We start from the raw sequence: 6,587 nt of genomic DNA, 5'->3' as shown, positions 1-6,587 counted from the left end.
GGGTTCGACCGACGGGGTCACGGGTTCGACGGGCGCGGCGGGTTCGACCGGCACGGCGGGTTCGACCGATTTGGTGGGCGGCGGCGGCTCGGCTGGAGCGATGGCGACCGATTCGGCGGTCGGCGGGGCCAGATTGTCGAGCTTGAGCTGCAATAGAGGGTTGCCACCACTCGCGGCCAGCGCCGTGGCATAGGCGGTTCGGGCCTTGGCGGCATCGTTGCCGGCCAGATACAGATCGCCTTGCAACTCATCGCGCTCGGCCATCAAGGTGGTGGTGGTCACGCTCGCCAGCAGCTTCCCGGCTTCCTCGGTCCGACCAGCGGCGGACAATACCCGCGCCAGTCGCAGTCGGGCGATATCCTTGAGTTCGTCGAGTTGGGCGTTGCCGATCACCCATTCCAATCGCTGGCTCGCGGCAGTGGTATCGCCGTTGTCCGTCGCCAGTTTGGCCAGTCGCAGCGCCGTTAGCGCCGCATAGGCGGAATGGGGAAAGTCAGTCAGCAATACTTGCCCACGCTGCCGGGTTTGCTCGGCGTCGGATTTTTCCGCCGCCGCGACGAAGATGTCGTAGGCTCGCGAGGCGGCTTCCGCCTGGGCGGTGCGATGGGAATTCCAGTATTGCCAGCCAAAAATGGCGACCAGACCGAGCGCGATGCCGCCGATGATGCTGACGCCGTTCTCCTTCCACCATTTCTTGAGATCCTCGACGCGTTCGTCGTCGGTGTATTGATCCATTGAAGTATTTCCTCGGGCATCCGGTTGCGTGCTTAGGGGGTTTCTTCCAGCGCCGCGCGCAGGTAGGTGGGCACTTGATCCTGTGTCAAGACCTGTTGTTCACTTTGGGCTTCGCGCAACGGTTTGACGGAGACGGTGCCGGTTTTGGCTTCGTCTTCGCCCAGGATCAGCGCGAATTGGGCGCCGCTGTGGTCGGCGCGGCGGAACTGGGCCTTGAAACCCCCTCCGCCGCAGTGCATCCGCAGTCGCAGCACCGGTAGCTGGTCGCGCAACCGTTCGGCCAGCGCCAGCCCGCAACGCTGAGCGGCATCGCCGACCGCGATCAAATAGACCTGCGGAGTCGGATCGGTTCCGGCATAGCCGGCGGCGGCGAGCATGGCGACCAAACGCTCCAGTCCCATGGCAAAGCCCACGCCCGGTACCGCTTGGCCGCCCAACTCTTCGATCAGGCCATCGTAACGTCCGCCGGCGCAGATCGTGCCCTGAGCACCGAGTGTGTCGGTGACCCATTCGAAGACCGTCTTGCAGTAGTAATCCAAGCCACGCACCAGGCGGGGATTGATTTCGTAGGCGATGCCGGCGTCGTCCAGCAGGATCTTGAGTTCCTCGAAATGAGCGCGTGACTCGGGATCGAGATGATCCAGCAGCGACGGCGCTTCGGCGATCACCGCGCGCAGCGCCGGATTCTTGCTGTCGAGAATCCGCAGCGGGTTGGTGTGCAACCGCCGTCGACTATCTTCGTCCAGTTCGTCGTGCCGCAGATTGAGGTAGGTCACCAAGCGCTCGCGGTAGCTGGCTCGGGCGGCGCTGGAGCCCAGCGAGTTGAGTTGCAAGGTCACCTCGCGCAAGCCAAGTCGTTGCCACAATCGCGCCGACAGGCAGATCAGTTCGGCGTCGATGTCGGGGCCGTTCATGCCGTAGGCTTCGGCGCCGACCTGATGGAATTGGCGATAGCGGCCCTTCTGCGGTTTTTCGTAGCGAAACATCGGGCCGGCATACCACAGTCGCTGGGTCTGGTTGTGCAACAGGCCGTGTTCGATACAGGCGCGCACGCAACCGGCGGTGCCCTCGGGTCGCAAGGTGAGGCTCTCACCGTTGCGGTCGGCGAAGGTGTACATCTCCTTTTCGACGATGTCGGTGACTTCGCCGATCGAGCGGGCGAACAGCTCGGTTTTTTCCAGGAGCGGCAAGCGGATTTCGTGATAGCCGTAGGCGGCGAGCACTTCGCGCACGGTCGATTCGAGCCCCTGCCAGAGCGCCGATTCAGCCGGCAGGATATCGTTCATGCCGCGGATGGCTTGCAACTGCTTGGCCATGATTTCGTTTGGGTCCAGGTGTGGGAACAGCGGGTCCGAGGACGGCGGGCCGGTTCAGGGTTGCGGGCGAGGTAGGGTGAAGCGGCTGACCGTGCCGCGTCGGGGCACGTAGATCGCTTTGTCGATTGGCTGGCCGTCCAGGGTCAGGCGGGCGGCGGGGGCGTTACCCAGGGTAATCGCGAACGGCGCCGGTCCCGATAGCGATTCCGAGGAATTGGCGCGCTTCAGGCTGCTGATCAGCACTTTCCCCTCGGCGTCCTTCACCTCCACCCAGCAGTCGTTGCTGAATTCCAGCAGCAGTTTGGCGCCGGTGTCCGTCGTCGGACTGTCACCGCTTTCTTCGATGGGCGCCGCACTCGGGGTGGTGGCGGCGGTGGCGGTTTGCACCCCAGGCAACGAAGGTACCGGCGTGGGTTCCGGGGCGGGTGGCGCCGCATTCGGGGTAGGCGTGGGCGGTACCGCGACAACCGGTGGCGCCGCGACGATCGGTGTCGGTGTGTTCCCCGGCGAGCTGGTGGGCGGCGGCGCGGGCTGGTTCGTCGTCCCGGAAGCGGGTTGAAATGGATATTGAGTTTGCGTGGCGACAGTGGGCGTCGTTGGCGGGCCGCCATTCTGGCTGGTACCCGACCACAGCGCGGTCAGCCGGCTGGGATCGAGGTCGCCCAGATGCTGGATGGCGATCCAGCCGATGCCGGCCACCAGCAACAGGTAGAACAGGCCACGCAGATCGCGAACCCGAGTCTGCCGCCGCAGGGGGCGCGCCACTTGCAGCGGCGGGGGTGCTTGGCTGGTAATGCCCGACTGTTGCCGGTAGCGCTCCAATACCGCTTGTTCCGGCAGATTCAGCAACCGGGCGTAGCGGCTGAGGTAACCGCGAACGAAAACCGGTGCTCCCAGGCGCGCGAAATCGTCGGTTTCGAGCGATTGGATGATCGTCGGGTTCAAACCGAGATGGTGGGCAACGTCACGCTGTTCGGCGCCGTAGCCGGTACGGACTTGGGTGAGCCAGGCGCCCAACGATTCGTTGGCCGCTCCGGTGGCTTCCGTCGGTGAGGTGAAATCGGTGCTCATTTCGTTGGACATGCTCTTACGGCTTGTTCAGACGGCGGGCTTCTTCGGAATTCGGGAATTGGCCGGACAGCAGCGCGCTGTACTGCTGGCGCAGATGCGGATCGCCATCCTGAGCGGTCTCGATCAGAATGCCGAGCCACAGGCTTTGTGGGGTGGGACGGGTTTGGGCATGGTAGCGCTGCAGGAAAGCGCGCCCCTGTAGCGTCTTACCCTGACCCTGGCTGATTTCGGCCAGTTCGTATAGGGCGACGGTGTTGTTGGGATCGCTGTCCAGCGACTTGCGCAGCCAGGTTTCGGCTTGGGTCAGATCGCCGCGCTGGCGGGCACAGACCCCCAGACCGGCATAAGCTTCCGAGGCGCTGGCGCCGGCATCGGCCGGGTTGGCGGCGATCTTCTGAAGTTCGCTTTCGCCCTCGGCGGCCCGTGCGGGAAAGTGCTTGCACAGTAACCGGGCATAATTCAGCTTCGCCAAGGTGTAGCTCGGTTGGAGTTCGATCGCTCTCTTGAAATGAGTCTCGGCGGGCGCGTACTCGCGCATCTCCTCGTACAACACGGCGATTGCGTTATGGGCTTCCGGGTAATTGTCATCGAATTGCAGTGCCTTCAGCAATTTTTCCGTGGCCACTTCGAAGTGACCCGACTGCATGTAACCAACGCCCAGCTTGAAATTGGCCTCGGCGGCGTTGCGCTTGAACTCCTGCTCCTGAGTGTTGGCGCAGGCCGCCAGCAACGGCAACGCCAGGGCAAGGATCATGGATTTGGCCAAGGGTGACATATGATGGAGCTCCCTAGCTGGCGAGCCGCGCTGGCTGGCGACCGCGAGCCTGGACCTGTCCGGCCAGTTGGCCGCAGGCTGCGGCGATATCGTCGCCCCGCGTCCTGCGAGTCACGACCGTCAGATCATGGGCCATCAGCACGGCTTGAAAGCGGGCGATGGCCGCCGGTCCGGATCGGCGGTGGCGCGTTCCCGGAAACGGATTGAATGGAATCAGATTGACCTTGGACGGAATGTCCTGGATGAGAGCGGCCAGCGCGCGGGCCTGTTTTTCGGAATCGTTGACCCCGTCCAGCAGCACGTATTCCCAGGTGATGCGGCGGTGCGGCTTGTCGGCGATATAGTGCCGGCAGGCCGCCAGCAGTTCGGCGATGGGATACTTGCGGTTGAGCGGCACCAATTGGTTGCGCAATTCGTCGTCCGGCGCGTGCAAGGAGACCGCCAGGCTGACCTCGGAGACGTCCTTCAACCGGTACAGAGCCGGTACCACGCCGGCGGTGCTGAGGGTGACGCGACGCTTGGAGATGCCGAAGCCGAGGTCGTCCTGCATCAGGTCGGTCGCCTTGACCACGTTGGCGAAATTCAGCAGGGGTTCGCCCATGCCCATCAGCACGATGTTGGTGATGAGGCGACCGCCGTTGCGCCGGTCGCCCAGTAGCCGGCTGGCCCGCCAGACCTGGCCGACGATCTCGGCGACGCCGAGGTTACGGTTGAAACCCTGTTGGGCGGTGGCGCAGAACGAGCAGTCCAGCGGACAGCCGATCTGCGAGGAAATGCATAGCGTGCCGCGATCCGGTTCGGGGATGAACACCGTTTCGACGCAGTTGCCGCTATCCAGCCGGATCAGCCACTTGTGGGAGCCGTCGCGGGAGGCTTGGTCGAGCGCGACCGCCGGTGGGCGGATCTCGGCCCGTTCGGCCAGCCGTTCCCGCAGCGCCTTGCTCAGGTTGGTCATGGCGGCGAAATCGGTGACGCCTTCGTGGTAAATCCACTTCATGATCTGGGTGGCGCGGAAGGCTTTCTCGCCCATTTCGGCGAAAAAGCCTTCCAGATCGCGGCGGTCCAGATCGAGTAGATTGACTTTAGGGGTAGTCACGGTCACGGCGGTCGCGTGGTCCTGATTTTAGAGCGGGTGCGGGCACAGGTCGAACTGGCCGAAGAAGAAGGCGATTTCATGGAAGGCCGTTTCGGGAGAGTCGGAGCCATGCACCGCGTTTTGGGTCACGCTCTCGGCGAAATCGGCGCGGATGGTACCGGGCGCGGCCTTCTTGGGGTCGGTGGCGCCCATGATCTCGCGATTCCTGGCGATGGCCTCTTCGCCTTCCAAGACCTGAACCATCACGGGGCCGGAGGTCATGTAGGCGATGAGTTCTTGATAGAAAGGACGTTCGCGGTGCACGGCGTAAAAGATTTCGGCCTGTTCGTGGGTCAGGCGGAGCATCTTGGCCGCGACGATCTGCAGGCCTTGCTCCTCGAACCGGCTGTAGATCTTGCCGATGATGTTCCGAGCGACGGCATCGGGTTTGATAATGGACAAGGTGTGTTCAACGGACATGAAGGAAAAGGCTCCGTGAGTCGAAGTCGGGTTGGGAGGTGGCGCCGTACCCGACTGGGGAGCGTCGGGCTTGACTTTGGAGTTTAGCGATAATTTGCGGATATCGACAACGCACCATCCGGTGGACGCGCCCGATTATGGGGCGATTGCCGCCGCAAATCCAGGTCGATCCATGACGCCGGACGCGGAATATACCGGGTGGCGCGGCCGATCGCCGGAACGGTCAGACAATTTTTTTCAGTTGGTATTCCAGAATGCCTTGCGCGCCGGCGGCGGTGAGGTGGGGGATGAGATCCCGTACCTGGTCGTTGTCGACCACGGTTTCCAGCGCCAGCCAGTCGCGGTCGTAGAGGTGGCTGACGGTGGGCGCGTGCAAGCTGGGCAGCAGGCGAACCACCTGATCGATCCGTGCCGCCGGAACGTTCATCTTCAGCGCCACCTTGTTGTGGGCGGCCAGCGCGGCACGAGTCAGCAGGGCGATCTGTTCGATCTTGGCCTGCTTCCAGGGATCGGCCAGCGCGGCGCGGTTGGCGATCAGGCGGGTGGTGGTGTGCAGCAGATCGCAGACGATGCGTAAGCCGTGGGCACGGATGGTGCTGCCGGTCTCGGTGATTTCCACCGCCGCGTCCACCAGGCCCTCGACCACCTTGGCTTCGGTCGCGCCCCAGGAGAATTCCACGGTGGCCGAGATACCGCGTTCGGCCAGATAGCGACGGGTGAAGCCGACCAGTTCGGTGGCGATGCGCTTGCCGGCCAGATCCTCCAGCGCCTGGATCGGCGAGTCGCCGCGCACGATCAGCACCCAGCGGGCCGGCTGATCGGAGCTTTTCGAGTAGCTCAGCTCGCCGATTTCCGCCACGTCGGCTTCGGTTTCCAGAATCCAGTCCAACCCGGTCAGGCCGGCGTCGAGCGTGCCGTTGGCGACATAGGGCGCCATTTCCTGCGAGCGCACCAGTGCGCAACCGATCTCGGGATCGTCGATGCTGGGGAAATAGTTACGGCTATGGGGGCTGATGGTCCAGCCGGCTTGGCCGAACAGCGCGATGGTGGCGCTTTCCAGGCTGCCCTTGGGGATGCCGAGTTTGAGTTGCCGCATGATGGTGACCTGTTGGAACCGGGATGGCGAAAAGGGCGC

At 63.8% G+C, this 6,587-nt stretch carries 7 protein-coding genes; all 7 read right to left on the bottom strand.

Annotated elements, in window-relative coordinates; all coding sequences use genetic code 11:
• A partial coding sequence (locus E4P82_RS11845; RefSeq protein WP_169249077.1) for a YfgM family protein occupies nucleotides 1–735 on the bottom strand: 735 nt, incomplete at its 3' end.
• 32 nt (nucleotides 736–767) lie between these two features.
• Nucleotides 768–2,051, bottom strand: a complete 1,284-nt coding sequence (gene hisS / locus E4P82_RS11840; RefSeq protein WP_169249076.1) for a histidine--tRNA ligase — start codon at nucleotides 2,049–2,051, stop codon at nucleotides 768–770.
• A gap of 54 nt (nucleotides 2,052–2,105) precedes the next feature.
• Complete coding sequence (locus E4P82_RS22845) at nucleotides 2,106–3,134, bottom strand: RodZ domain-containing protein (RefSeq protein WP_169249075.1); 1,029 nt, start codon at nucleotides 3,132–3,134, stop codon at nucleotides 2,106–2,108.
• A 4-nt stretch (nucleotides 3,135–3,138) separates the two neighbouring features.
• The gene (locus E4P82_RS11830; protein WP_169249074.1) at nucleotides 3,139–3,897 is read right to left on the bottom strand and encodes a tetratricopeptide repeat protein; all 759 of its coding nucleotides are present in this window, start codon (nucleotides 3,895–3,897) and stop codon (nucleotides 3,139–3,141) included.
• A 13-nt stretch (nucleotides 3,898–3,910) separates the two neighbouring features.
• Nucleotides 3,911–4,993: a dual-specificity RNA methyltransferase RlmN gene (gene rlmN / locus E4P82_RS11825; protein ID WP_169249088.1), complete on the bottom strand. Its 1,083-nt coding sequence runs from the start codon at nucleotides 4,991–4,993 to the stop codon at nucleotides 3,911–3,913.
• 27 nt (nucleotides 4,994–5,020) lie between these two features.
• Complete coding sequence (gene ndk, locus E4P82_RS11820) at nucleotides 5,021–5,452, bottom strand: nucleoside-diphosphate kinase (protein ID WP_169249073.1); 432 nt, start codon at nucleotides 5,450–5,452, stop codon at nucleotides 5,021–5,023.
• A 223-nt stretch (nucleotides 5,453–5,675) separates the two neighbouring features.
• Nucleotides 5,676–6,548 carry an ATP phosphoribosyltransferase gene (gene hisG, locus E4P82_RS11815; protein WP_169249072.1) on the bottom strand — a complete coding sequence of 291 codons (873 nt, stop codon included), beginning with the start codon at nucleotides 6,546–6,548 and terminating at the stop codon, nucleotides 5,676–5,678.
• Between the last annotated feature and the right edge of the window lie 39 nt (nucleotides 6,549–6,587).

This window comes from Candidatus Competibacter phosphatis (genome assembly GCF_012939995.1).
Lineage (GTDB): Bacteria > Pseudomonadota > Gammaproteobacteria > Competibacterales > Competibacteraceae > Competibacter > Competibacter phosphatis.
This window is presented reverse-complemented; position numbering and strand designations above follow the sequence as displayed.